Genomic DNA, 24,186 nt, shown 5'->3' with positions numbered 1-24,186 from the left:
TCTTGCCTGCATCATGCTTCCTCCGTGTCGCCGGTCTGCGCCGGCATGGAAATCATCACTTCGAACTGGCCGTCGCGCCGGCCCCAGTGCACGCTGGCTTCGTGGCCATACGCGCCGGCCAGGCGCTGGCGCACATTCTCCAGGCCCACGCCATTGCCGCGAACAGGCCCTTGATCTGCATCAACCGGATTGCGCACGGCGATCTGCAGCAGGCTGCCTGCGCGCCGGGCCTCGATGGCGATCAGGCCGCCCTCCGTCAAGCCGCAGATACCATGCTTGACGGCATTTTCCACCAGCGGCTGTATCAGCATGGGCGGCAGCAGACACGCCAGCGCGGCAGCGTCGATGCTTTCCGCCACTTGCAGGCGTTCGCCAAAACGCACGTGCTCGATGGCAAGAAAATGGCGGATCAACACCAGTTCCTGTTCCACGGTGATGTGCTTGTGCGCTTCCAGGCTCAGGCTCTGGCGAAAGAAACTGGCCAGTTGCACCGTCATCTGGCGCGCGCCCGCCACATCGATAGACGTCAAGGCGCTGATGGAGTTCAAGCTGTTGAACAGGAAATGTGGATCGATTTGCGTGCGCAGCATGCGCAATTGCGCTTCCTGCGCCGTCAGCTGCGCTTCCAGCCCCCGCTGCTCGGCCATTCTGGCGCGCACGAATTCCAGCAACAGATAATGCACTGCAGCAGCAAGACAATACAGCAGCACGCCCAGGCCGAAGAACAGGGCCAGCAGCGATTGCGTCAGGTTCACGCCCAGCCAGCGCAGCTCCAGCAACAGGCTGACGCTATTCAGAAATTGCAGCAGGGTGGCCCACAGCAAGCCCGCAAACAGGGCCGCCACGCCCACCACGCCGGCGATGGCGAGCGGATGGCGGGCATGCAAGGGGTAGGCGCGGCACAGGTAAAACGCGGAAAACCCCGAGCCGATCGCATACACGAGCGTGGCAGGCACCACCAGCACGACGGCATTGAGCCAGGGCGCGTGCGCCACCCTGGCCAGAATAAAGGCCAGGGCCAGACCCAGCGCGATGCAGACCAGGAACACCACCACGGCGCTGCGCCGCTTCGACAAGGGCCCCGACATGCGCGCCTAGTTGCGGATTTCCAGGCCGCCCATGATGGCGTAGCCCGTCACATACAGACGCTTGTTCTGGTTCGGCGGCACGATGGTCTTTTCTTCGAAGCCGCCGAGGATGGGCGTGCCCTGCAGCACGACGCTCCAGTCGGGCGGAATCTTGATGGTGACGCCGCCGCACAGGGCAAATACGTTGAGCACAGCTTCGCCTTCGATCGACGCCTGGCGCAAGTCGATTTCGCAGCCGGCCATGATGACATTGATATCGCCGCCCTTGAAGCGCTGCGACGACACGCGCCGCACATAGCCGCCGAGGATGGCCGTCACCTCGATGATGCTGTCATCGTCCGCCTGGCCGCCAGCGCCGGGCGCCGCAGTGGCATCGGCGGCATCCTTGTCCAGCGACACGGCGCCATTCCTGGCCTGGCCGAACGAGTCGGGCGCAGCGCTTCCATCTTGTTGTGCGGCAAAGCGCCGGCGGCGCTGGCGCTGCTGCGCGCCGGGCAGGGACTTCGACACCACGGCCACGCCCAGGCCGATGATCAGCAGGGGCCACAGCAAGTCCCAGTTCATGTAGAAGATGCCCATGTGCTTGAGGGTCCAGGCCACGCCCAGCAGCACCAGCATGCCGCCCAATAAATAACCGTTCGCGCTGCGGCTTTGCGACAGTTTCAGCAGGCCAAACACGATCAGCGCCGTGGGCCAGAAACGGAAGGTGTAGCGCACATCGATGAAACCGAGGTTATCGAGCAGGAACAACAGTCCCAGGCCGATGACGATGACACCCAGCACGATCTGCGATGGCGAGTGCAGCGGCGGTTTATTTTTCATGCTCGGACTCCCGGTAGGCAATAAAATGTTTGTTCAACAGCGGCTCCAGCACGAGGCCCACGCCCCAGGCGATCAGCAAGGCGGGCCAGCTGTTATAAAAACTCAAGTTCCACAGTTCTTCATACGATACATACCACCAGGCGGCGAAAAAGATCAGCCACAGACCGCTCAATACCTGCTTGGCGGACACTGGCGTGAGCAGCTTGTTCAAGCCGAAAACGACCAGTATCACCGGCCAATAATGCCATAGTGAATAGTAATCGTGGAGATAGATCATATCGAGCCGGTCCAGCAGGATGATGGCGCCGGTGGCGATCAGCAGCACGCCCCACAGCAGCTGGGTACGGCGGCAATAAGCTGGTTCAGGTTTCACGGTCACCCCTTGAAGTTGGTTGATCGTAAAGATACGCGGATTTCGGACGGGGGAAAACACCGCTTCGGCGAATGGCGGAAAGACAGCGGTGAATGGCGCGGCGGCGGAAACAACGGGCAAAAAAAAGACCGGCTAGAGCCGGCCTTGAAGGGGTTCGCAGTCCACACCGCGACCTGGAGTTGCAGTGCACAGCCGCATGGCGCACGCGCGCCGGCGACGGAAATCTGGTGCCGATCCTTGAGGCGACCGGCTGACCTGCTGGAAGATCGAACATGCCGCCAACTTCACGGCAGTGCGTCTCAACCAAGCAAAGCCATCATACTCCCGATCGCCACAAAGCACCGTTCGCTAGCGCACACTGATGAGGTTTTGCTGAGCTGCATCAAACGGTGCTGGCATGCGGCGGGTGCAGCATGTCGTTCTTGATCCATGCCAGCACGGACGGTCCCTGCGGCTGCCAGCCCAGCAGCTTGCGCGCCCGCTCGCCGCGCACGCGGCTGTTGGAACCGAGGCCGTAGGAAGCCATCTCGTAGCCCCATTCGGCTATCGCCTCGGGCAGCGGCCAATCCTGCGCGGGCCCCAGGTCCAGTGCCGTGGCAATGGCAGCCGTCATGTCGCGGAAGGCCGCTTCGCCCGATTCGACAAAGTAAAACGTGCCGGCGGGCGACTTTTCCAGCGCCAGCAAATACAGGCTGACGACGTCGTCGATATGCACGTTCGACCAGATGTTGCGGCCCGGTCCCACGTGGCGCACGATGCCGCTCTTGCGTGCCTGCTTGAGCAGACGGGGCAGTTGCACGCTGTCGCGCGGCAAGGCGCCATGGCCGTAGATCAGGGTGTTGCACAGCACACTGGCGCGCACGCCCTTGCCTGCGCTGGCCAGCACCAGGTCGTCGATGGCGACGCGGGCCGCCTTGTCGGCCGTGGGCGCCGGCAACTTGTCTTCATAATAGATCTGCTGCGTGCCCTCGCCACCCGAAGCGTCGCCCACGATGGACGAACCGCTGGTATGGAGGAAAGGCTTGTTGCTGCCAGTCAGCGCGTCGAGGATCGCCTCGACGGCGCCCCGGTGGTCGCTGCTGGCCGCGTTGATGACGGCGTCCGCCGCCCTCGCCTGCTCGATGAGCAATGCGCGGTCGTTCAACTCGCCCTGCACGCCCAACACGCCGATCTTGGCCAGTTCGGCCACCTGTTCCGGTTTGCGCACGAGGCCCGTGACCTGATGGCCGGCGCGCACGAGGCCCGCCGCGATGGAACTGCCGATGAAACCTGCTGCGCCTGTCAAAAATACTTTCATATCCTGCTCCCTGTCTGGTTAGATTGCTGTGAATCACACCAGTCCAGTATGCCCGCTTTCGTCTTTCGCAAAAAGCAGCCGCAGGGCAAAAGATCTATGACTTGGGCGCAACAATCTTCTGTTTGAGCTGCAAGGCGGCGATGTAGCGGCTCTGGTAAGCAGGGTCTTGCGGCGTCAGCAAGGTGAGCCTGTCGCGCGCGCGGGTGGCGGCCACATAGAAACGGTTTTCCTCTTCCAGCGGGTCGGTCTTGCTGCGCGGGAATTCGTCGACGGCCAGGTAGGGCAAAATCACGTGGTTGTATTCGAGGCCCTTGATCTGGTCGATGCAGGCGATGACGAGTTTGGCCTTGCCGGTCGAAACCGTCACGGCGTCTTCCATCTCGCCCAGCCAGCCGGCAAAGCCGCCCAGCGCCACGCCCGCTTCGCGGCACACGGCAATGAAACCGTGCAGGGAACGGGCGACGACCCGCGCCTGCGCCGGGTCGACATAGATGCGGCGCGCCGTCTGTTCCAGCTGCATCAAGTCAAAAATGTGCTGCAAGGCATCGCCCGCCAGGGCGTCGGGAGGCAGTGCGCGCAGGTAGTCGACGGCGGCCAGGGTCAGCGCCGCCTTGTCCTGGTTCTGCGACTTGGCCAGCTGGTTCGTCAGGAAACCTTCCAACAAGTCGGGATAGTTGGCCACGTCGGCCTTGGCTTGCTGCAATTCCGTGCGCGTAAACGGGATTTCCGCGAAGGCCACGAGGGCTTCGAGGATTTCGCCGCGGCGGGGGCCGCTCTTGATCGCGTGCAAGTCCTTGCGGGCGATGGCGACCATGCCGCGCAGCATCAGCACCTCCAGGCTCAGCAGATAGCTGTTCATGTCCACCAGGCCATACGCGATGCCGCTCTGGAACAGCGCCGTTTCCACGCGGATCGCCTGGTCGCGGTCGCGCAGCAAGATGGCCGTCGTGCCCGCATGCGCGTGCTCGAGCGCGGCGATCAGCTGGGCGCTGCACGCTTGCGGCTGCGCATGGTCGTACTCGAGCAGCTCGATGTGGGTGGCGCGCGACAGGGCCGAGACGCTGGCCTTGTTTTTCAGCACACCCACGGCGTGCGCCAGCTGCGGGCCGTAGCGGTAGGAGGCCGTCAGCGGCAAGCGCTGCAAGGCGGGGAATTCCTGTTCGAAGCGCTGGCGCAGGAAGCGGTGGTCGGCGCCCGACCACGTGTAGATGACCTGGTCCTTGTCGCCCGCGCCGCAGAAAAACGCGTTGCCGCGGCGTATCAGCATGGTCAGCAGCCGGAACGACGCTTCGTTCAAATCGTGCAATTCATCGGCGACGATGATCTGGAAGGCGGGCAATTGCTGGCGCAGCGGCTCATCGCCGTCGAGCATGCGCACGAGGTCGTAGGTGGCGTCGAACGGGGCGCGGAACTGGATATCGCCCGTGTCGGCGCCGCGCAAGCCTTCGTATTCGCGCAGCCACAGATAATGCGTGCGCGACATGCCCAGCAGCTCCAGGTTGTCATCCAGGGAATTGCTCTCGAAGTCGGGATTCTGGAAATCCAGGCGCGCCTTGGTGCGCAATTGCAGTTTCAAAAACTCGGCGATCGCCCCGTTGGTCGTATTGATTTCCAGCGGATAACGGTGAGCATACTTTTCCGACACGACTTCCAGTGCTTCCCAGGCAACCGGGCGCAACTCTTCATCGCTGCGCATGGCTGCCACCTGCATGTTTTCCAGCTGCAACAGCACCTTGGCGGCAAAGGCGTCGAAGGTGTCGATGGTCAGGCGCTTGACGACACCCAGCGGCACGCCCACTTCCAGCAAGCGCTGGCGCAGGGCCACGCGCGCCGCCTCGGTGAATACGAGGGCCAGCATGCGTTCGGGCGCGCGCCCCCGGTGCAGCGCCTCGGCCAGGCGCAGGGCCAGGGTCGTCGTCTTGGCCGCGCCGGCATTGGCGTCGATCAGCACCACTTTCTTTTGCGCCGTCTGGATGGCGACCTGTTCCGGCGTGGGCGTGATGCGTTTGGGAATGAACTGCGGGGCGTTATCTGTACTCAAAAGTATTCCTGAAAAGGGTAGCGGCTGGCTGTCCCGGGACTTACCAGGCGCAGGTGCGCAGGCCGGCAAAGACGTCGCCCCGCTCGGGCGCGTGGAAGGCGCGCATGCGGGCCGAATGCAGGCGCGGCGGCGTGGCGAAGGCGGCGCCACGCAGCACCTGGTGCTGCATGAAATACGGCGCGGAATATTCGCGCCAGGCATCCACCGCAAAGCCCGGATACGGCTCGAACGGCGTCGCCGTCCACTCCCACACCTGGCCCCAGTGAAAGCGCGGATGGCCGGACAACGCAGCATACTCCCATTCCGCCTCGGTCGCCAGGCGGCGCCCCGCCCAGGCGCAGTACGCCTGCGCTTCAAACAGGTTGATGTGGCGCACGGCTTCGTTCGGCGGCAAGGTCGTGCGCTGGCCGAAACGCATGGTGCGCCACTGTGTCGCTTCGCGCAGCCAGTACAGGGGCGACGAGCGCTCCTGCTGCATCAGCCAGGCGCTGCCGGCAGCGCTCCAGAACTGGCGGTTCTGGTAGCCGCCGTCCGCGACAAAATCGGCATACTGGGCGTTGGATACGGCGCAGGCATCGATGGAAAACGGCGCCACGTAGCAACTGTAGGGCGGCGATTCATTGTCGAAGGCAAAACCGGTCCCGCGCGGCGAGCCCAGTTCGATGGTGCCCCCAGGAAACGCGATCTCGCCCGCGCCCGGCGGCAAGGCCGGGCTGGCCGACAGGGACTCCGGTGCTTCCAGGCCCAGCCATTGCAAACCTGCCAGCATTTCTTCGCCGCACAAGTCTTCATGCGCCAGAGCCAGCCGGTACGGCGCCAGGGCGCTGTCGACATTGGCTTCGCGCGAGAGTTTGTCCAGCACCCGGTCGAGTACTTCGCGGCAATACGTCTTCACGGCGCCCGGACTGGGCAGTTCCAGCTTCCAGCGCGCGCGGTGCTCCACCATGTTCGCGTCGAACAAGTCGTCGCCACGCGTCAGCAGGGAGTTATAAATGGCGTCGGCCGGGTGGCTGGTAGCGGCTTCGCGCAGGATGAACCACTCGGCAAACCAGGCGATCTGCGCGAGTTGCCACAAGGGCGGCGTGAGCCGCGAGTGGCGCGGCATGCCGGCCACCACGTCCAGGCCGGCAGTAACATAACAGTCGAACAGGGAAAGCGTATCCTGGCGCGCGGCCTGCAGCGACTGGGCCAGTTGCTGCGCGCCGGCGTGGCGAAAAGAGGCGTTGATTAAAGTCATGGCCTGATTGTAACGACTTATGCCAACCTTGCACTAGTCGCGCAGGAAACATGGGGGGCCATGCCCCCCAGCCTACTTGACCAGCAGCTCGCCCTGCAGCGGCGTGACGACCGATTTTGGCATGCTGACAATAAAACTGCTGCCCTTGTCGGCCACGGACTGGATGGCCAGGGTCCCGCCGTGGCGCAGCAGCACGTGCTTGACGATGGCCAGGCCCAGGCCCGTGCCCTGGGTTTCGCGCGAACGGCTCTTGTCGACGCGGTAGAAACGTTCCGTCAGGCGCGAAATATGTTCCTGGCTGATGCCGATGCCCGTATCTTGCGCGATGAATTGCGGACCGGCCGGACCATCCTGCCAGCGCAGGGTGATGGTGCCGCCGGCCGGCGTGTAGCGCACGGCGTTCGACGCCAGGTTGCCAAACGCGCTATACAGCTCGTCGTAGCTGCCCAGCACGTCGGGACCGTTGCATTCCATGGTCACTTCATGCTTGCCGGCCGACAAACCTTTGGCGTCGCGCAAGACTTGCTGCATGAGTTTCTTGATATCCACCGGTTCGGGACGCAGCGGATAGTCGACCGATTCCAGGCGCGACAGGGTCAGCATGTCCTCGATCAGATGCTGCATGCGGTGGCCCTGCTCCGTCATCAGCTTGAGGTGGGCGGCGCGCGTGGCGGCGTCCAGGTCCAGCTCGGCGGAAGCGATTTCCAGGAAGCCCACGATGACGGTGAGCGGCGTGCGCAGCTCATGCGAGGCGTTGGCGATGAAGTCGCGGCGCATCATTTCGATGCGTTCCGTCTCCGTCACATCGTGCGTGACGAGAATCTGGCGGCGGTTTTCGAATGGAATGATCTGCACGATCAGCTTACGGTTGCGGAAGGTGATCGTCAGCGGCTGGTCGTAGCGGCCCAGGATGATGTAATCCATGAACTCGGGGCTGCGGATCAGGTTCGTCACGCGCATGCCCTTGTCGCGCTCGTGCGTGAGGCCCAGGTGTTTCTCGGCGGCAGGATTGCACCATTCGAGGAACAGCACGTCATCCATGATGACGACGCCGTCGGGCAGCAGGTGCATGGCCTGGCGGAAACGCGCCAGCCATTCCGTCAGCTCTGCCTGGTTTTTCTCGTCGTCGCGGCGCATGCGGTACAGGCGCGCGAAAATGCTGGTCCAGGCGCCCCAGCCGTCGGGCAGCTTGGCGCTTTGCGGATTGTCCAGCCAGTTACTCAGCTGGAACAGATACGACAGCTGCACGAACACCATCATGGCCATCAGCACGAAGGCGATGCCCAGCGCATATGTGGCGCCAAACAGATACCAGACGACGGCCACGCCCAGCAGCGCCAGCACCATGCGCAGGGCGGCCGGTACCCAGAACAGCAATTTCGGATTCATAGAGTCAAACTTTACTTTTCAGACAACATGTAGCCGACGCTGCGCACCGTCTTGATCAGGCTTTCCGCCTCTTTCAAGGCTTTGCGCAAGCGCAATACGTGGACATCGACCGTGCGTTCCTCGATCACCACATGGTCGCCCCACACCTTGTCGAGCAGCTGGCTGCGCGAAAACACGCGTTCCGGATGGGCCAGCAGGAATTTCAGCAGCTTGTATTCGGCATGGCCGATATCGATCTTCTGTTCATCCATCATCACGGTGCAGCTGACGGGGTCCAGGGCCACGTTGCCGGCGCGCATGGGCGCCTGCGCGTGTTCCGGACTCTTGCGTCGCAGCAATGCCTTGGCGCGGGCCAGCAGCTCGCGCGGCGAGAACGGCTTGGTGACGTAATCGTCGGCCCCGCTGTTCAAGCCGGCCAGCTTGTCTTCTTCCATGCTCTTGGCGGTGAGCATGATGACGGGGATGGCGGCGAAATTGCGGTCGGCGCGGATGCGCGACAGCAGGCGCAAGCCCGTCTGATCCGGCAGCATCCAGTCCAGCAGGATCAGGTGCGGCGTGCGGTGCTGGATGAATTCCCAGGCATCGGCGACGTTTTGTACAGAACAGCAATTCCAGCCGGATTCGCGCAGCGAATAGGTCACCAGTTCAACGATGGCCGGCTCATCTTCAACAATCAATACCGTGGTTTTATCAGATGCCATAAAGCTTACTCAGGGAGCTCCTCGGAAATGGCGGGAGCAGCCACCTTGGTGTGGCGGATGTCCTTGCCTTCAACCACGTAAATCACGTATTCGGCGATGTTTTTCGCATGGTCGCCGATCCGTTCGATGGCCTTGGCCACCCACAGGGTATCGAGCGCCGCCGAAATCGTGCGCGGGTCTTCCATCATAAAGGTTATCAAGTTGCGCATGATAGACCGAAACTCATGGTCGATGATGGCATCTTGTGCAATTAATTGTAAGGCTTGCTTGCCATCGTTGCGCGCGAACGCGTCCAGCGCATCGTGCAGCATGTCGGTAGCCGTGTTGGCAATGCCGCGCACCATTTCGTAATGGTTGACGACGCCGTTGCCGCGCTTGTGCAGATTCTTCGCCACGCGGGCGATTTTCGTCGCCTCGTCGCCTACGCGCTCGAGGTCGGTAATCACCTTGATGGTGGCCATGATGGTGCGCAAATCGTTGGCGGCCGGCTGGCGGCGCACGATCAGATGGCTGCAGGCGTCGTCCAGCGACACTTCCAGCTGGTTGACGACGTCGTCTTCGCGCATCACGCGGTCGGCGCGTTCCGGATTGCCGATGCGGAAGCACGTCATCGCGTCGAGGAACTGGGTTTCAACGATGCCGCCCATCAGGAGCACTTTCGAGCGGATCGCTTCGAGTTCGTTGTCGTATTGCTTGGATGAATGTTCGCCTATCATGCTGTCTCTCCGTATTCAGTTGTTGTGTATGCGCGGGGCGGATCAGCCGAAGCGGCCCGTGATGTAATCCTGCGTTTCCTTGCGGGCCGGATTCATGAAGATCTGGTCCGTTTCGCCGAATTCCACCAGCTCGCCCAGATACATATAGGCCGTGTAGTCGGAGCAGCGCGCCGCCTGCTGCATATTGTGCGTCACGATGGCGATCGTGTAATCCTGTTTCAATTCGCTGATCAGCTCTTCCACTTTCGACGTCGAGATCGGGTCCAGCGCCGAGGTCGGCTCGTCGAGCAGCAAGACGTCCGGCTTCACGGCCACGCCGCGCGCGATGCACAAACGCTGCTGCTGGCCGCCCGACAGCGACAGGCCGCTCTTGCTCAGCTTATCCTTGACTTCGCCCCACAGCGCGGCCTTTTTCAGGGCCCACTCGACGCGCTCGTCCATCTCGCCCTTCGACAGGTCTTCATACAAGCGCACGCCGAAAGCGATGTTGTCGTACACGGACATGGGGAACGGCGTCGGCTTCTGGAACACCATGCCGACCTTGGCGCGCAGCATGTTGACGTCCTGGTCGGCGTCGAGCACGTTGCGGCCGCGGTACAGGATCGAGCCTTCCGCGCGCTGACCCGGGTACAGGTCGTACATGCGGTTCAGGGTGCGCAGCAGGGTTGATTTACCGCAACCGGACGGGCCGATGAAAGCGGTAACCTTCTTTTCGTGGATGTCCAGGTTGACGTTATGCAAGCTTTGCGTTTTGCCGTAAAAAAAGTTCAGGCCCGAAATTTCGATGGTTTTTTTCTTTGGTGCCAGGTCTTGTGCTGGATTCATTTGCGTATTCATATGGGTTCGCTTCGCTCGGTATCTGTTTAATTAGGGACTTTTTGGCTGAACACGGTGCGCGACAGGATATTCAGGGCCAGCACGCTGAAGGTGATCAGCAGTGCGCCGCCCCAGGCCAGCGAGCGCCAGTTGTCGTACGGGCTCATCGCAAACGATGCGATGACGGACGGCAAGTTGGCCATCGGCGCATTCATGTTGAAGCTTTGGAACTGGTTATTCAGGGCCGTGAACAGCAGCGGTGCCGTTTCGCCGGCGATGCGGGCCAATGCCAGCAGTACGCCGGTGATGACGCCGGCCTTGACGGCGCGCAAGCGCACCAGGGTGGCGACCTTCCAGCGCGGCGCGCCCAGGGCAAACGCGGCTTCCAGCAGGCTGTTCGGCACCAGACGCAGCATATTGTCCGTCGTGCGCACCACCACCGGCACGGCGATCAGCGACAGCGCGATGGCGCCCGCGTAGCCGGAGAAGTGTTTCACGTGGGCCACGTACAGCGCATACACGAACAGGCCGATGACGATCGATGGTGCCGACAGCATGATGTCCGTCACAAAACGCGTCACTTGCGCCAGCTTGTTTTCTTCGCCGTATTCGGCCAGGTAGATGCCGGCCAGGATGCCGATCGGGGTGCTGACGACGGTTGCCAGGCCCACCATCAGGGCGCTGCCGACGATGGCATTGATCAGGCCGCCGCCTTCGCTGCCGGGAGCCGGCGTCGTTTGCGTGAACAGGTCGACGGACAAGGCGCCGAAACCCTTGATCACCAGGGTGAACAGGATCCACACGAGCACGGCCAGGCCCAGGGCCATGGCGGCCACCGACAGGGCGATGCCGACACGATGCATCAGCAGGCGCTTGCGGTAGACGGGGTTCATGGCCGGCTTGGCCGGAACGTCGAGAGTGCTTACTTGGCTCATTTCGTGCCTTCCTTGCGGGACATGCCAGCCAGCATCAGCTTGGCGGCGGATAAGACGATAAAGGTGATGACAAACAGGATCAGTGCCAGCGAGAACAGCGAGGACACGTGCAGCGCCGATTGCGCTTCGCCGAATTCGTTCGCCAGCAGCGAGGTGATGCTGTTACCGGCGGCAAACAGCGACCACGACAGCTTGTTCGCGTTGCCGATGACGAAGGTGACGGCCATGGTCTCGCCCAGCGCGCGGCCCAGGCCCAGCATGACGCCGCCGACGACGCCGGTCTTGGTGTAAGGCAAGACAATCTTGCGCACCACTTCCCAGCGCGTGCAACCCAGGCCGTAGGCGGATTCCTTCAGCACGGCAGGCACGATCTCGAACACGTCGCGCATCACGGAAGCGATGAAGGGGATGATCATGATGGCCAGCACCAGGCCGGCCGTCAGCAAGCCGATGCCCATCATGGGGCCGCTGAACAGCTGGCCGATGACGGGGACGTTGCCCAGGGTGGCTTTCAGCAAAGGCTGGACGTGGTCGGCGAACAGGGGCGCGAAGACGAACAGGCCCCAGATGCCGTAGATGATCGATGGCACGCCGGCCAGCAGCTCGACAGCCGTGCCCAGCGGGCGACGCAGCCAGGCCGGGCAAATTTCCGTGAGGAACAGGGCGATGCCGAAGCTGACGGGAAAGGCGATCAGCAAGGCGATGACGGACGTCACCAGGGTGCCGATGATGGGGATCAGGGCGCCGTACTGGTCATTGACAGGATCCCATTCCGCGGACACGATGAAATGCAGGCCGAAGGTCTGGAAGGCCGGTATCGATTCCATGATCAGCGAAATGATGATGCCGACCAGGACGATCAGCACCGACAGGGCGAACAGCATCGTCACCTTGTGGAACAGAAAATCCTGGATGCGCTGCTTGCGCATGGTGGAAAGCATTTGCGCGTGACTGATGGAATCGGTCATGGTGCCGCCTGGCATGGGGATCGTGGAGGAGGTAGATTGTGCGCTCATATTGTGCCAGATGTGGGTGGTACTGCCGGTGTCGCTATTTTGAACTCTTGTTTTATTGTTGCTTCTTTAGCCAGGACCGTCTGCAAGGGCTTGCGGGCGGTCCTGGCTAACTCCCTGCCCCGCCGCCGTGCTGCTGGCGGGGGCAAGGATGGGTACTTAGTCAGGCATGCAGACTATCGGATCAGTAGATCGACTTGCCCGATGCGTCTTTCAGGTTGGCTTTCCACGACTCTTGCACCAGTTTCACGACCGATGCCGGCATTGGCACGTAGTCCAGTTCGACGGCAGCTGGGCCGCCGTTTTTGTAGGCCCAGTCGAAGAATTTCAGGACTTCCTTGGCCTTGGCTGCATCAGCCTGGACCTTGTGCATCAGGATGAACGACACGCCGGTGATCGGCCAGCTGTTCTTGCCAGCTTGGTCGGTCAGAACCACGCCGAAGCCCGGGGTTTGCGTCCAAGGTGCCGAAGCGGCTGCTGCCTTGAAGTTTTCGTCGTCAGGTTGCAGGTAGTTGCCATCCTTGTTTTGCAGCTGGGTGTGCGACATCTTGTTTTTCTTGGCGTAAGCCCACTCGACGTAGCCGATCGAACCCTTGATACGCTGCACGTTGGCGGCGACGCCTTCGTTACCCTTGCCGCCCACGCCCACGGCCCATTTCACAGCCGAGCCAGCACCGATTTTCGATTTGAATTCCGGGTTGGTTTTCGACAGGAAGTCGGTGAACAGGAAAGACGTGCCCGAACCGTCGGCGCGGTGTACCACGGTAATTTCCGTGTCCGGCAGCTTGACGCCCGTGTTCAGTGCGGCGATTTCCGGCGCGCTCCACTTGGTGATCTTGCCCAGGTAGATGTCGCCAACGACTTTACCCGTCATTTTCAGCTGGCCTGGGGTTACGCCGTCCAGGTTGACGATGGTGACCACGCCGCCCATGATGGCCGGGAACTGCATCAGGCCCGCTTCTTCCAGCTCTTCTGCCTTCAAAGGCATGTCCGAGGCGCCGAATTCAACAGTCTTGGCCTTGATTTGCTTGATGCCGGCGCCGGAACCGACGGACTGGTAGTTCAGGCCGTTGCCGGTGTTGGCTTTGTACGTCTCAGCCCATTTGGCGTAGATAGGGTACGGGAAGGTTGCGCCAGCACCTGTCATATCTGCCGCCATGACGGAAGCGGAAGAAAATGCCATCGCTGCCGAAGCACCCACGACGATAAATTTGAACATTTGCTTCATTTGCATATCAAGTCCTCAGGGTTGTTAGGGCTCAAAGTCCCGGTTGAATGCTGCGCAGTCTAGCAAGCGAATATGACAGCTTTATGACATGGGTAAAAAATCCTGAAATAATTGGCTACGCCCCGAGAATATCCCTTTTCGGCATGAAAAATGACAGGCCGGGCGACGCTTTATGACAGCTTATGTCACGCTTACGTCATATTTCATGATTACACTCACAGCGCGTCATACATGATGAAATACGGCTAGAATTAACTATCTGCAAAGACAAAAGAATATGAAACCTGAACTGCACACGGAAGTGACCAAATCGGGCATCCTGCTTGACCGCGAGCTGTCGCAACTGACTTTCAACCGGCGCGTGATGGCCCAGGCGGAAGACCCGAACATTCCGCTGCTCGAGCGCCTGCGCTACCTGTGCATCGTCAGCAGTAATATGGATGAGTTTTTCGAGGTGCGCGTGGCCAGCCTGCTGGCGGCCGGCAGCATCGGCGGTTCGCTGGCCGGCCACCCTGCCCTGGCGGCCAACCTGGAGCGCATCGGCAAGGAATGCCATGCGCTGGTGGAACGCCAGTACGAGATATTAAATAACGACGTCTTGCCGGCCCTGCGCGAAGCGGGCGTGCATTTGCTGCGCGACAGCGACCGCAACGAGGCGCAGCGCGCGTGGGTGAAGGAATATTTCGACCGCGAAGTGCGTCCCCTGCTGACGCCGATCGGCCTCGACCCGGCCCACCCGTTCCCGCAGGTCGTCAACAAGAGTCTCAATTTCATCGTCTCGCTGAGCGGCAAGGATGCGTTCGGCCGCGGCACGGCGATCGCCATCGTCAAGGCGCCCCGCGTCTTGCCACGCGTCATCAAGCTGCCGGACGAGATTTCCGGCGATGGCGTGTCCTTCTGTTTATTATCCTCCGTCATCCATGCGCATATCTCGGACTTGTTCGCCGGACGCGAAGTGATTGCCTATTCGCAATTCCGGGTCACGCGCGACAGCGACCTGTGGGTCGACGAGGATGAAGTCAAGAATTTGCGCCAGGCACTGAAAGGCGAGCTGGTGGGTCGCCAGTTCGGCACCTCCGTGCGCCTGGAAGTGGCGCGTAATTGCCCGCCAGAATTGTCGCAGTTCCTGCTCGACCAGTTTAATCTGGATCAAAGCCGCTTGTACCGCGTCAACGGCCCCGTGAACCTGGTGCGCCTGTCGGAAATGATCGACCACGTCAAGCAGCCCGAGCTGCGCTTCCCGCCGTTCTTCCCCGGCCTCGCGCACAAAGCCATCGGCAACGACATCTTTGCCGCGCTGACCAAGCACGACATCCTGCTGCACCACCCCTACCAGTCGTTCCAGACGGTCATCGACTTCATCCGCAGCGCCGCCTACGACCCGTCCGTCGTCGCCATCAAGCAAACGATTTACCGCACGGGCATGAACTCGGACCTGATGGAGTCGCTCATTACGGCGGCGAAGATGGGCAAGGAAGTGACCGTCATCGTGGAATTGATGGCGCGTTTCGACGAAGAAGCCAATATCAACTGGGCCGACAAGCTCGAGCAAGCCGGCGCGCAAGTCGTGTACGGCGTCGTGGGCCTGAAAACCCATGCCAAGGTGGCGCTCGTCATCCGCCGCGAAGAAGGCTCCTTGCGCTTCTACGCCCACTTGGGTACCGGCAACTACCATCCCACGACAACCAAGCTGTACACGGACTTCGGCTTGCTGACGGCCAACCAGGACCTGGCCGTGGAAGTCAATGAAGTCTTCATCCACCTGACCAGCCTGACCAAGCCGCACAACCTGAACCATTTGTGGCTGGCCCCGTTCGGCCTGCAAAGCGAGATCATCAAGGCCATCCGCAACGAGGCGAAGATCGCCCGTTCGGGCCGGCGCGGGCGCATCATCGTGAAAGTCAACGCGCTGGTGGATGAATCCGTGATCCGCGCCCTGTATGCGGCCTCGACCGATGGCGTGAAGATCGACCTGATCGTGCGCGGCGCCTGCACCCTGAAGCCGGGCGTGCCTGGCCTGTCGGAAAACATCAAGGTGCGCTCCGTGATCGGCCGTTTCCTCGAACACAGCCGCATTTACTACTTCCGCAACGACCTGGCGCACGATGTCTACCTGGCCAGCGCCGACTGGATGAGCCGCAACCTGTTCCGCAGGGTGGAAGTGGCCTTCCCCGTGCTGGACCGGGCGCTGAAGCGGCGCGTGATCGCCGAGGGCCTGAATCCGTATTTGAAGGATAATACCAATGCATGGGAACTGGAGCCGACGGGCCATTACGCGCGCCGCAAGCCGCGCGGCAAGCAAACGCCGTTCAGTGCCCAGCAGTATTTGATGCATTCACTGGGCACGCCGGGCGCGGAGGTCGGCGAATAGGCAATTCTACACAGAGGAGCACAGCATGGATCTCATCTTGTGGCGACACGCAGAAGCCGAGCCGGGCGTCCCCGACCTCGAACGCGCCCTGACCGTCAAAGGCCAGAAACAGGCGCGCCGCATGGGGGAATGGCTGGCCTCGCAACTACCGGAAAATTGCCGTATCCTCGTCAGCCCCGCCCTGCGCACCCTGCAAACGGCGGAAGCGCTGGGGCGCAAGTTCAAGCTGATGCCGGAACTGGCGCCCGGCGCCGAGGCGGAGGATATCCTGAAGGCGGCCAACTGGCCCGGCGGCAAGGAAACCGTGCTCATCGTCGGCCACCAGCCCACCCTGGGCCAGGCCGCCGCCCTGCTATTGACGGGAGAAGAGCAGGAATGGGAACTGCGCAAGGCCAGCGCGTGGTGGTTCTCCCAGCGCGAACCAGGCGACCCGATCAGTGTTTATTTGAAAGCCGTGATGGCGCATGATCTGGTGGTGAAATAACGGTGCTCGAGCAGGGAACTGCGCAAGGCCAGCGCAAGGATGGACGGGTTCTCGCAGCGCGCACCAGGCGCCCCCATCAGTGTATATCTGAAGGCCGTGATGGCGCACGATCTGGTGGTGAAATAGAGAAAATGCGCAAAAAGTGCGCTGGGACAAATACTAGCAGGAATTACAACTCGGCGGCCTTGTAAAGCGCTGCCGATCTGCTAGAGTTTAATTGCATCAACTACGTGTTGGAGCGCTGCTCTGGCACATTGAGCAACCCAGCGGACAGCCGTCCAACGGCGGCTGAAAGACCATGTTAACCTTCGTCGTTTTTCTCTTCATCGCCATCTTCGCCGCCATCATCGGCTTCGTCGCCTTTGAACTGATCGAAGAAATGCGCGGCAGTCACCACAAGCTGATGGATCGCTACCACGAGTAGTGTTCGCCTCGGCAATATCGCATGGCGCCAGCGACGGCCTACAGGCCCGTCCCTCGCGCCATCCTTGTTTTTACACTCCCGCCTTACACTCCCGTCTTGAACTTCGTATAGATACGCGTCATCAAGCGGCGGATATCTGCCGTGGTCGCTTCCGGTGCGGCCATGCGCTGCTTGTCGGCGTCCGACAGGAAGATGGCCTTGTTTTCACCGATGTCCTTGCGCACATATTTGATGCTGGCCGGATTCGGATTCGCGTAGAACACCTTGTTGCTCAGGCTGGCATGCACTTGCGGGCGCAAAATATAGTTAATGAACAGGTGCGCGTTGCTCGGATGGGGCGCGTCGGCGGGGATGGCCATGGTATCGAACATCAGGGCGGCCGTCTTCGGCACCAGCACCTGGATCACATTGCCGTTTTTCGCATCGATGGCGCGCTGGCGCGCAATATTGATGTCGCCCGACCAGCCCAGCGCGACGCAGACGGAACCGTTGGCCATGTCGTTGATGTAGCCGGATGAGCTGAACAGGGTCACGTAGGGACGGATCGCCTGCAGCACCTTGCCCGCTTCCTGGTAATCGGCGGCCGCTTTCGAGTACGCGGGCTTGCCCAGGTATTGCAACGCGGCCGGCAGCACTTCCGACGGCGAATCGAGGAAGGACACGCCGCACGATTTCAGCTTCGCCGCGTATTTCGGGTCGAAGATCAGGTCCCAGGCGTTGTCAGGCATGGGCATGCCGCCCAGCGCCGCCTTGACCTTGTTGACGTTGATGCCCACCGTCGTATAGCCCCACAGCCAGTCGACCAGGTAATCGTTGTTCGGGTCGATCTTCGACAGCTTGGCCTGCAGGTTCTGGTCCAGGTTGCCCAAATTCGTCAACTTGCTCTTGTCGAGCTTGCGCAACAGGCCCGCATCGATCTGCAGGCGTGCCCACTGGGCCGTCGGCACGACGATGTCGTAGCCAGACTTGCCCGCCACCAGTTTCGCATTGAGGATTTCGTTATTGTCGAAAACGTCGTAGCGTACCTTGATGCCCGTTTCCTTCTCAAAATTCTTGATCGTATCGTCGCCGATATAGTCTGACCAGTTATAGATGTTCAGGACCTTTTCTTCCTGAGCCTGAGCTTGGCCAGGCAAGGCCAGTACGGCCGCCGCCAAGGCCAATCCCACTCCAATGCGCCGCCCTGCTTGCCATGTGTTTGCCATCGTACCGCCTCCGGAATTAGTCAGAAAATAGTGCCGATCATAACAAGAAGGGCGGCATCAGGTCTAGCCTGATACCGCCCTGCTTTCACTGCCGGGGTCAGACCCCAAGCAACATTACACCTTGTCCAGCCCCACTTGCGCCCCCGTAAATACGAGGTTGCCGTTCTGGGCGTCGATGCGGATTTCGTCTTTCGGGCCGAACTTGCCTTCCAGAATCAGCTTCGACAGCGGATTTTCGATCTGCTGCTGGATCGCCCGCTTCAGCGGACGGGCGCCATACACCGGGTCGTAGCCCGCCTCGGCGATCTGCTGCAAGGCCGCGTCCGTCAAGCTCAGCGCCATGTCCATGCGCGCAAGGCGTTCTTCGAGGATCTTCAGCTGGATCTTCGCGATCGCGCCGATGTTTTTCTCGTCGAGGCCGTGGAACACGACGATTTCGTCGATACGGTTGACGAACTCGGGACGGAAGTGCGAGCGTACCTCGGCCATCACGGCCAGCTTCACGACACCGGGATCATCGCTTTCCATGGCCTGGATTTTATGCGAACCCAGGTTCGAGGTCATGATGATGACGGTATTCTTGAAGTCCACCGTGCGGCCCTGGCCATCCGTCATGCGTCCATCGTCGAGCACTTGCAGCAGCACGTTGAAGACGTCGGCATGCGCCTTTTCCACTTCGTCGAGCAGGATCACGCTGTACGGCTTGCGGCGCACGGCTTCCGTCAGGTAGCCGCCCTCGTCGTAGCCCACGTAGCCCGGTGGCGCGCCGATCAAGCGGGCCACGGAATGCTTCTCCATGAACTCGCTCATGTCGATGCGGATCATCGATTCTTCCGTATCGAACAGGAAAGTCGCCAGCGCCTTGCTCAGCTCGGTCTTGCCGACACCCGTCGGTCCCAGGAACATGAAGGAACCATATGGACGGTTCGGGTCGGAGAGGCCGGCGCGCGAACGGCGGATGGCGTCAGCCACGGCCGTGATCGCTTCATCCTGGCCCACGACGCGCTCATGCAGCTTCTCTTCGATGTGCAGCAGCTTGTCGCGCTCGCCCTGCATCATGCGCGACACGGGGATACCCGTCGCGCGCGACACCACTTCGGCGATTTCCTCGGCGCCCACTTCCGTGCGCAGCAGTTTCGGCTGGTCAGGGTCGAGTTTCGGGATGCCGCTGTCAGCCTGCTTGAGCTGGGCTTCCAGCTGCGGCAGCTTGCCGTATTGCAATTCCGACACTTTCTGCCAATTGCTCTCGCGCGTGGCTTGCTCCATCTGCAGCTTGAGGTGCTCGATCTCTTCCTTGATGTGCGTGCTGCCCTGCACCACGGCTTTTTCCGCCTTCAGGATTTCCTCGAAGTCATTGTATTCGCGCTGCAGCTTGACGATCTCTTCCTCGATCAAGGCCAGGCGGCGCAACGACGCTTCGTCCTTTTCCTTCTTGACAGCTTCGCGCTCGATCTTGAGCTGGATCAAACGGCGTTCCAGCTTGTCCATCACTTCCGGCTTCGAATCGATCTCGATCTTGATCTTCGCCGCCGCTTCATCGATCAGGTCGATCGCCTTGTCGGGCAGGAAACGGTCCGTGATATAGCGGTGCGACAGCTCGGCGGCGGCAATGATGGCCGCGTCCGTGATTTCCACCTTGTGGTGCAGCGCATATTTATCCTGCAAGCCGCGCAGGATGGCGATGGTCGCCTCCACGGTCGGTTCGTCGACGAGCACTTTCTGGAAGCGGCGTTCCAGCGCGGCATCCTTCTCGATGTACTTGCGGTACTCGTCCAGGGTGGTCGCGCCCACACAGTGCAGTTCGCCGCGCGCCAGCGCCGGTTTCAGCATATTGCCGGCATCCATCGCGCCTTCGGCCTTGCCCGCGCCCACCATGGTGTGCATTTCATCGATGAAGACGATGGTTTGCCCTTCATCCATGGCCAGTTCCTTCAGCACGGATTTCAGGCGCTCCTCGAATTCGCCGCGGAATTTCGCGCCAGCCAGCAAGGCGGCCATGTCCAGCGACAGTACGCGCTTGCCTTTCAGCGATTCCGGCACTTCGCCGTTGACGATGCGCTGCGCCAGGCCTTCGACGATGGCCGTCTTGCCCACGCCCGGTTCGCCGATCAGCACGGGGTTGTTCTTGCTGCGGCGCTGCAGGATCTGGATGGTGCGGCGGATTTCATCGTCGCGGCCAATCACAGGGTCGAGCTTGCCCTTGCGCGCCCGCTCCGTCAGGTCCAGCGTGTATTTTTTCAAGGCTTCGCGCTGGCCTTCGGCTTCTTGCGAATCGACCTTGTTGCCGCCGCGCACAGCCTCGATGGCCGCTTCCAGCGCCTTGCGGGTCAGGCCGTTTTCGCGCGCCAGCTTGCCGCAGTCGGACTTGTCGTCCGTCATCGCCAGCAAGACCATTTCGCTGGACACGAACTGGTCGCCCGCCTTTTGCGATTCCTTGTCGGCCAGGTTCAGCAGAGCCACGAATTCGCGGCTGACCTGCACGTCGCCGCCCGTGCCCGACACCTTCGGCAAGCGTTCGATGGACGCGCCCAGGGCCTTGGACAGGCCGCCCACGTTGACGCCGGCCCGCTGCAAGAGCGAACGGGCGCCGCCGTCGTCCTGGTTCAACAGGGCCGTCAGCAGGTGGACTGGTTCGATATAGGGATTGTCGTTGCCCACGGCCAAGCTTTGCGCATCGGCCAGGGCTTCCTGTAATTTGGTAGTGAGTTTGTCTTGTCGCATGAAAAGCGCTCCCGGTTAATTAGTTGTTAACCAAATTGGGGTGAGGCAGTACTTTTCAAGCATACACAAAGCAGAAAACCGCTGCATTTGGGCAAATGCTAGCGTGCGCGGCAGATACGATTCAAATGGTGCTTGCTTTTGTCGCCCATTTGTCCAGCGCCGTCTCATCGCTGTCGCGCGCATCGACCCAGCGCGCGCCTTCCGGCGTATCTTCCTTCTTCCAGAACGGCGCTTCCGTCTTCAGGTAGTCGATGATGAACTCGCAGGCGGCGAACGCCTCGCCCCGGTGGGCGGACGAGACGGCCACCAGCACGATCTGCTCCTGCGGCAACAACGGCCCCACGCGGTGGATCACCAGCGCGCCGGACAGGGGCCAGCGCGCGCGCGCCTGCTCGACGATGGCTTCGATGGACTTTTCCGTCATGCCCGGATAATGCTCGAGCTCCATGGCGGCCACGTCCAGCCCCTCGTTCATGTCGCGCACCGTGCCGACAAAGCCGACGACGGCGCCCACCTTGGGGTTGCCTGCACGCAATTGTGCGATTTCTTGACTCAAGTCAAAATCAGCTTGCTGGACGCGGACGCTGGTACTCATTTGGCATGCCCTCCGATACGGCGCAGCAGGGTTTCGATGCGGCTGGCCGTGCGCGCATCGGTAGCGGCGGCAATCGCGCACAGCTGCATCAGCTGCGACACTTGCGTGAGCGGCTTCTGGCCCGATTTCAGCGACGATTGCAGCACTTCCACCTGCATTTTCAGGCGGTCGCGGGCAAATTCGGCGCCGCTGTCGACGCCGGCGACGATTTCCAGGCGCAAGACCTCCTCGAGCAAGCGGGCCTCGTTGGCCTGCAATTGCTGCACGTAGGCGCAAGCGCCCTCGCCCAGCGCGGCCTGGGCGGCGGCAAAGCGCTGCAGCAGGCTGCGTTCGTATTGCGTATCGAGCGGCGGCAAGGCGCTCCAGCGCTCGCTCCACGCTGGCGCGTCGACATCGGCGCCGCCATCGGCCAGCGACGCTTCCAGCGATTGCACCAGGCGCAGCTTGTCGCGCAAGGCGTTGGCCTGGGCCGCGCCGGCCCGTTCGGCGATGGCGTCCGCTTGCGCCTGCACGCCGGCGACGGCCGCGTGGTAGCGCTGCTCGATCTTCGCTTCGCTGGCGCGCGGCACGGGGCCCGTGGCGTTCCAGGCGGCGCGCGTGTCGCGCAGCAAGTGATGGATGAAGGCCGTGCGGGACTTGTCGTCGCCCTCGGGCACGACGGCCGTTTCCAGCGTGGCGCACAGCGCTTCGCGCGCATGCAGGTGTTCGCGGCGCTCGTGGTCGGCCGCGTGGGCCGTTTCCTTGCGCTTGGCAAAGATATCGTCGCAGGCGGCGCGGAAACGCTGCCACAGCGCCTGTTCCGCGCGGCGTTCCAGCGGCAGGGCTTTCGCCAGTTCCTGCCATTTATCCTGCAAGGCTTTCAGCATGTCGACCGTGTTGCGCTCCGATGGCTTGAGCAGACCCACTTCGACGATCAATTGTTCGCGCCGCGCCGTCTCGATCTGGCGCTGCGTGTCCAGCGGCTTCGACAGGGCGTCCAGCGCGGCACCGAATTCCGTATCCAGGCGTTTCTTTTCCTTGCGGTCGATGGTGCCCAGGCGCGTCCAGGCCTGGCGCAGGCGCTGCGAGGCGGAGGCGACATGTTTCCAGTCGGTGCTTTCTTCGGCCGCCAGGGCCGCCGTTTCCGCGATCAGTTCCTGGGCCTTGGCCGCGTTGCCGTGGCGCTCTTCGGCCAATTGCTTGAAATGCTGGGCCGCCGGCGCATACGCGAGGCTGCAGGCGGCGTCGAAACGTTCCCACAGGGATTTCGGCGCCGGGCCGGACAAGGTATCGAGCGACTTCCAGCGCTCGCGCAGGCTGCCCACTTTCTTGGCCAACTCGGCCATTGGAAGTTCCTGTGCCGGCAATTCCTCGCCCGCCTTGACCAATTCCTCGCGCGACACATTGCCGCCCCAGCGCGCCCAGTCGGCCAGGCGCTTGAATTCTCCGCGCACATGGGCCAGGCGGTCCGCTTGCGCAGGTGTCAAACGGCCGTGCTTGCTATCGCGCAGGGTCTTGTCATGCTCGGAAGCCACGTGCAGCAAGCCATCCTGCAGGGCCGCCTCCATGGCGTCGAGCACCTTGAAGAACTGTTCCGTCGCTTCTTTCGACACGGGCGCGTGTTCCGCGCGCGGCTTGCGCGGCGCCGGGTCCGCATGGGCCGGTGAGGCCTCTGGCGTTGCCGCCTGCACGGGCGCCGGCGCGCTGGCCAGCACGGCCGCAAATTGCTGCTGCAAGCTGTCGGACAAGGGCGACTCGGGCAGGCGCGGCAGGGCTTGCCATGCGCGCTTCAGGGCATCCACGTCGAGCGTGGCGGCGTCCTGCGCCTGCCATTCGGCCAGCGCGACCTGGCGCGCGTCGAACACGGCCTGGTGTTGCTGCAAGGCTTGCAGGGCGGACTGCGCCTGCTCGCGCGCCTGGGCGAAGTCGCTTTCCAGGTGTTTCGGCAAGGAGCCGCGCTCGGGCGATTGCGCATGCTGCGCATGTTCCCCGTCCAGGCGGGCCAGCGCCTGCGCCAGCTCGCCGGCGGACTGGCCATTGCTGGCCAGCGCGCGTGCAGCGGCGACGGCGTCGATCACGGCGCGCTGCAGCACCACTTGCGCTTCCAGGCGGGCGGCCAGGGCGGCGCGCGCGGCAGCAAAGGCGGTCGCCAGTTCCGGCGCGGCCTTGATGACTTGCCATTGGCGGTCCAGTTCGGCTACCTGGTTGGGGCTGAGCTTTTCATCGTTCAACAGGCGCTGGGCCGTGTCGATGCTGGCCTGGGCGCGTTGCGTCTCGGCAGCCTGATGACGGATCAGGTCGATACGGCCCTGCATCAGCTTGGCCACGCGGCGGTCCGTGTTGCGCATGGCGTGGTGGACTTTTTCCAGCAGGGGCAAGGCGTGGACGTGTTCGGCCGCGATCAGACGGGCATCGGCAAATTCGCTGGACACGATGAATTCAAAGGCGGCAGCCTCGTCGCCAGCCACGGCATGGGCACGCGCCACCTGTTCGGCGCGGCGCGATGCGCTCTGCGCCGAGGCGGCGGCCTGTTCTGCCACGACAGGGTCGGGTACGGCAGTCTTGCTGGCAGAACGCTTGAAGAGAAATTCGAACATGACGGGTTTCGCGTGGATCAAAACCACCATCATAACAAAGCCCGGGGTATTGCATCGGACAGGACTGAACAAGTTATCAAATGAATAAAGCGAATCTTTTCCGAATCTTTTCCGAATCTTTCCCCTGGATTTTTGCCCTAAGACGGTGCGCCGG

The 24,186-nt window shown here is 62.0% G+C and carries 20 protein-coding genes; 3 read left to right on the top strand and 17 right to left on the bottom strand.

Annotation, left to right across the window (positions count from 1 at the left end; all coding sequences use genetic code 11):
• Nucleotides 1-11: 11 nt before the first annotated feature.
• The 13 genes from O3299_RS02315 to pstS all read right to left on the bottom strand — a co-directional run bounded on the left by O3299_RS02315 (nucleotide 12) and on the right by pstS (nucleotide 13,662).
• Nucleotides 12-1,088: a sensor histidine kinase gene (locus O3299_RS02315; protein ID WP_305061400.1), complete on the bottom strand. Its 1,077-nt coding sequence runs from the start codon at nucleotides 1,086-1,088 to the stop codon at nucleotides 12-14.
• A gap of 6 nt (nucleotides 1,089-1,094) precedes the next feature.
• The gene (locus tag O3299_RS02310) at nucleotides 1,095-1,910 is read right to left on the bottom strand and encodes a LiaI-LiaF-like domain-containing protein (protein WP_251351797.1); all 816 of its coding nucleotides are present in this window, start codon (nucleotides 1,908-1,910) and stop codon (nucleotides 1,095-1,097) included.
• Complete coding sequence (locus O3299_RS02305) at nucleotides 1,900-2,283, bottom strand: LiaI-LiaF-like domain-containing protein (protein WP_099668154.1); 384 nt, start codon at nucleotides 2,281-2,283, stop codon at nucleotides 1,900-1,902. The genes O3299_RS02310 and O3299_RS02305 overlap by 11 nt, the downstream gene beginning before the upstream one ends.
• 382 nt (nucleotides 2,284-2,665) lie before the next feature.
• A complete protein-coding gene (locus tag O3299_RS02300; protein WP_305061399.1) occupies nucleotides 2,666-3,580 on the bottom strand; it encodes an NAD-dependent epimerase/dehydratase family protein in 915 nt (304 codons plus the stop codon).
• Nucleotides 3,581-3,674: 94 nt separating this feature from the next.
• Nucleotides 3,675-5,621: a UvrD-helicase domain-containing protein gene (locus O3299_RS02295; RefSeq protein ID WP_305061398.1), complete on the bottom strand. Its 1,947-nt coding sequence runs from the start codon at nucleotides 5,619-5,621 to the stop codon at nucleotides 3,675-3,677.
• Nucleotides 5,622-5,661: 40 nt separating this feature from the next.
• On the bottom strand, nucleotides 5,662-6,858 hold the full coding sequence (senA, locus tag O3299_RS02290; RefSeq protein ID WP_305061397.1) for a selenoneine synthase SenA: 1,197 nt from the start codon (nucleotides 6,856-6,858) through the stop codon (nucleotides 5,662-5,664).
• Between the two features lie 72 nt (nucleotides 6,859-6,930).
• Nucleotides 6,931-8,247, bottom strand: a complete 1,317-nt coding sequence (gene phoR / locus O3299_RS02285; protein ID WP_034778134.1) for a phosphate regulon sensor histidine kinase PhoR — start codon at nucleotides 8,245-8,247, stop codon at nucleotides 6,931-6,933.
• A gap of 11 nt (nucleotides 8,248-8,258) precedes the next feature.
• On the bottom strand, nucleotides 8,259-8,948 hold the full coding sequence (locus O3299_RS02280; protein WP_034755074.1) for a response regulator: 690 nt from the start codon (nucleotides 8,946-8,948) through the stop codon (nucleotides 8,259-8,261).
• Nucleotides 8,949-8,953: 5 nt separating this feature from the next.
• The gene (phoU, locus tag O3299_RS02275; protein WP_034778131.1) at nucleotides 8,954-9,664 is read right to left on the bottom strand and encodes a phosphate signaling complex protein PhoU; all 711 of its coding nucleotides are present in this window, start codon (nucleotides 9,662-9,664) and stop codon (nucleotides 8,954-8,956) included.
• Between the two features lie 42 nt (nucleotides 9,665-9,706).
• Nucleotides 9,707-10,489: a phosphate ABC transporter ATP-binding protein PstB gene (pstB, locus tag O3299_RS02270; protein WP_010396817.1), complete on the bottom strand. Its 783-nt coding sequence runs from the start codon at nucleotides 10,487-10,489 to the stop codon at nucleotides 9,707-9,709.
• A gap of 38 nt (nucleotides 10,490-10,527) precedes the next feature.
• Entirely contained in the window at nucleotides 10,528-11,415 is an 888-nt protein-coding gene (gene pstA, locus O3299_RS02265; protein WP_077402151.1) for a phosphate ABC transporter permease PstA, read from the bottom strand.
• Nucleotides 11,412-12,383, bottom strand: coding sequence for a phosphate ABC transporter permease subunit PstC (gene pstC / locus O3299_RS02260; protein WP_099664709.1), 972 nt, complete (start codon nucleotides 12,381-12,383; stop codon nucleotides 11,412-11,414). The genes pstA and pstC overlap by 4 nt, the downstream gene beginning before the upstream one ends.
• A gap of 229 nt (nucleotides 12,384-12,612) precedes the next feature.
• Nucleotides 12,613-13,662, bottom strand: coding sequence for a phosphate ABC transporter substrate-binding protein PstS (gene pstS / locus O3299_RS02255; protein WP_099664710.1), 1,050 nt, complete (start codon nucleotides 13,660-13,662; stop codon nucleotides 12,613-12,615).
• Nucleotides 13,663-13,933: 271 nt separating this feature from the next.
• On the opposite strand from pstS, the gene ppk1 reads away from it, so the two are divergent.
• The 3 genes from ppk1 (at nucleotide 13,934) to O3299_RS02240 (ending at nucleotide 16,935) form a co-directional block, all read left to right on the top strand.
• On the top strand, nucleotides 13,934-16,027 hold the full coding sequence (gene ppk1 / locus O3299_RS02250) for a polyphosphate kinase 1 (protein ID WP_099664711.1): 2,094 nt from the start codon (nucleotides 13,934-13,936) through the stop codon (nucleotides 16,025-16,027).
• 25 nt (nucleotides 16,028-16,052) lie between these two features.
• Entirely contained in the window at nucleotides 16,053-16,511 is a 459-nt protein-coding gene (gene sixA / locus O3299_RS02245; protein WP_070254143.1) for a phosphohistidine phosphatase SixA, read from the top strand.
• Nucleotides 16,512-16,809: 298 nt separating this feature from the next.
• Nucleotides 16,810-16,935 carry a hypothetical protein gene (locus tag O3299_RS02240; protein ID WP_257218666.1) on the top strand — a complete coding sequence of 42 codons (126 nt, stop codon included), beginning with the start codon at nucleotides 16,810-16,812 and terminating at the stop codon, nucleotides 16,933-16,935.
• Nucleotides 16,936-17,018: 83 nt separating this feature from the next.
• Here O3299_RS02240 and O3299_RS02235 read toward each other — a convergent pair whose 3' ends face one another.
• From O3299_RS02235 to O3299_RS02220, 4 genes are all read right to left on the bottom strand, one after another.
• On the bottom strand, nucleotides 17,019-18,140 hold the full coding sequence (locus tag O3299_RS02235) for a polyamine ABC transporter substrate-binding protein (RefSeq protein WP_077402136.1): 1,122 nt from the start codon (nucleotides 18,138-18,140) through the stop codon (nucleotides 17,019-17,021).
• 114 nt (nucleotides 18,141-18,254) lie between these two features.
• A complete protein-coding gene (clpB, locus tag O3299_RS02230) occupies nucleotides 18,255-20,861 on the bottom strand; it encodes an ATP-dependent chaperone ClpB (RefSeq protein ID WP_305061396.1) in 2,607 nt (868 codons plus the stop codon).
• A gap of 121 nt (nucleotides 20,862-20,982) precedes the next feature.
• The gene (moaE, locus tag O3299_RS02225; RefSeq protein ID WP_289906625.1) at nucleotides 20,983-21,456 is read right to left on the bottom strand and encodes a molybdopterin synthase catalytic subunit MoaE; all 474 of its coding nucleotides are present in this window, start codon (nucleotides 21,454-21,456) and stop codon (nucleotides 20,983-20,985) included.
• On the bottom strand, nucleotides 21,453-24,032 hold the full coding sequence (locus O3299_RS02220; RefSeq protein WP_305061395.1) for a DUF349 domain-containing protein: 2,580 nt from the start codon (nucleotides 24,030-24,032) through the stop codon (nucleotides 21,453-21,455). The genes moaE and O3299_RS02220 overlap by 4 nt, the downstream gene beginning before the upstream one ends.
• Nucleotides 24,033-24,186 lie beyond the last annotated feature (154 nt).

The organism is Janthinobacterium sp. SUN176 (assembly GCF_030587335.1).
In the GTDB taxonomy this organism is placed as follows: Bacteria; Pseudomonadota; Gammaproteobacteria; order Burkholderiales; family Burkholderiaceae_D; genus Janthinobacterium; species Janthinobacterium kumbetense.
Note: the sequence above shows the minus strand (reverse complement) of the source record. Positions and strands in the feature narration are given on the sequence as shown.

What these genes read in the sequence shown, in the direction of transcription:
- O3299_RS02315 (WP_305061400.1), bottom strand. Translation starts at nt 1,088, where the DNA reads ATGTCGGGGCCCTTGTCGAAGCGGCGCAGCGCCGTGGTGGTGTTCCTG.
- O3299_RS02310 (WP_251351797.1), bottom strand. Translation starts at nt 1,910, where the DNA reads ATGAAAAATAAACCGCCGCTGCACTCGCCATCGCAGATCGTGCTGGGT.
- O3299_RS02300 (WP_305061399.1), bottom strand. Translation starts at nt 3,580, where the DNA reads ATGAAAGTATTTTTGACAGGCGCAGCAGGTTTCATCGGCAGTTCCATC.
- senA (WP_305061397.1), bottom strand. Translation starts at nt 6,858, where the DNA reads ATGACTTTAATCAACGCCTCTTTTCGCCACGCCGGCGCGCAGCAACTG.
- phoR (WP_034778134.1), bottom strand. Translation starts at nt 8,247, where the DNA reads ATGAATCCGAAATTGCTGTTCTGGGTACCGGCCGCCCTGCGCATGGTG.
- O3299_RS02280 (WP_034755074.1), bottom strand. Translation starts at nt 8,948, where the DNA reads ATGGCATCTGATAAAACCACGGTATTGATTGTTGAAGATGAGCCGGCC.
- phoU (WP_034778131.1), bottom strand. Translation starts at nt 9,664, where the DNA reads ATGATAGGCGAACATTCATCCAAGCAATACGACAACGAACTCGAAGCG.
- pstB (WP_010396817.1), bottom strand. Translation starts at nt 10,489, where the DNA reads ATGAATCCAGCACAAGACCTGGCACCAAAGAAAAAAACCATCGAAATT.
- pstA (WP_077402151.1), bottom strand. Translation starts at nt 11,415, where the DNA reads ATGAGCCAAGTAAGCACTCTCGACGTTCCGGCCAAGCCGGCCATGAAC.
- pstC (WP_099664709.1), bottom strand. Translation starts at nt 12,383, where the DNA reads ATGACCGATTCCATCAGTCACGCGCAAATGCTTTCCACCATGCGCAAG.
- pstS (WP_099664710.1), bottom strand. Translation starts at nt 13,662, where the DNA reads ATGCAAATGAAGCAAATGTTCAAATTTATCGTCGTGGGTGCTTCGGCA.
- ppk1 (WP_099664711.1), top strand. Translation starts at nt 13,934, where the DNA reads ATGAAACCTGAACTGCACACGGAAGTGACCAAATCGGGCATCCTGCTT.
- sixA (WP_070254143.1), top strand. Translation starts at nt 16,053, where the DNA reads ATGGATCTCATCTTGTGGCGACACGCAGAAGCCGAGCCGGGCGTCCCC.
- O3299_RS02240 (WP_257218666.1), top strand. Translation starts at nt 16,810, where the DNA reads ATGTTAACCTTCGTCGTTTTTCTCTTCATCGCCATCTTCGCCGCCATC.
- O3299_RS02235 (WP_077402136.1), bottom strand. Translation starts at nt 18,140, where the DNA reads ATGGCAAACACATGGCAAGCAGGGCGGCGCATTGGAGTGGGATTGGCC.
- clpB (WP_305061396.1), bottom strand. Translation starts at nt 20,861, where the DNA reads ATGCGACAAGACAAACTCACTACCAAATTACAGGAAGCCCTGGCCGAT.
- moaE (WP_289906625.1), bottom strand. Translation starts at nt 21,456, where the DNA reads ATGAGTACCAGCGTCCGCGTCCAGCAAGCTGATTTTGACTTGAGTCAA.
- O3299_RS02220 (WP_305061395.1), bottom strand. Translation starts at nt 24,032, where the DNA reads ATGTTCGAATTTCTCTTCAAGCGTTCTGCCAGCAAGACTGCCGTACCC.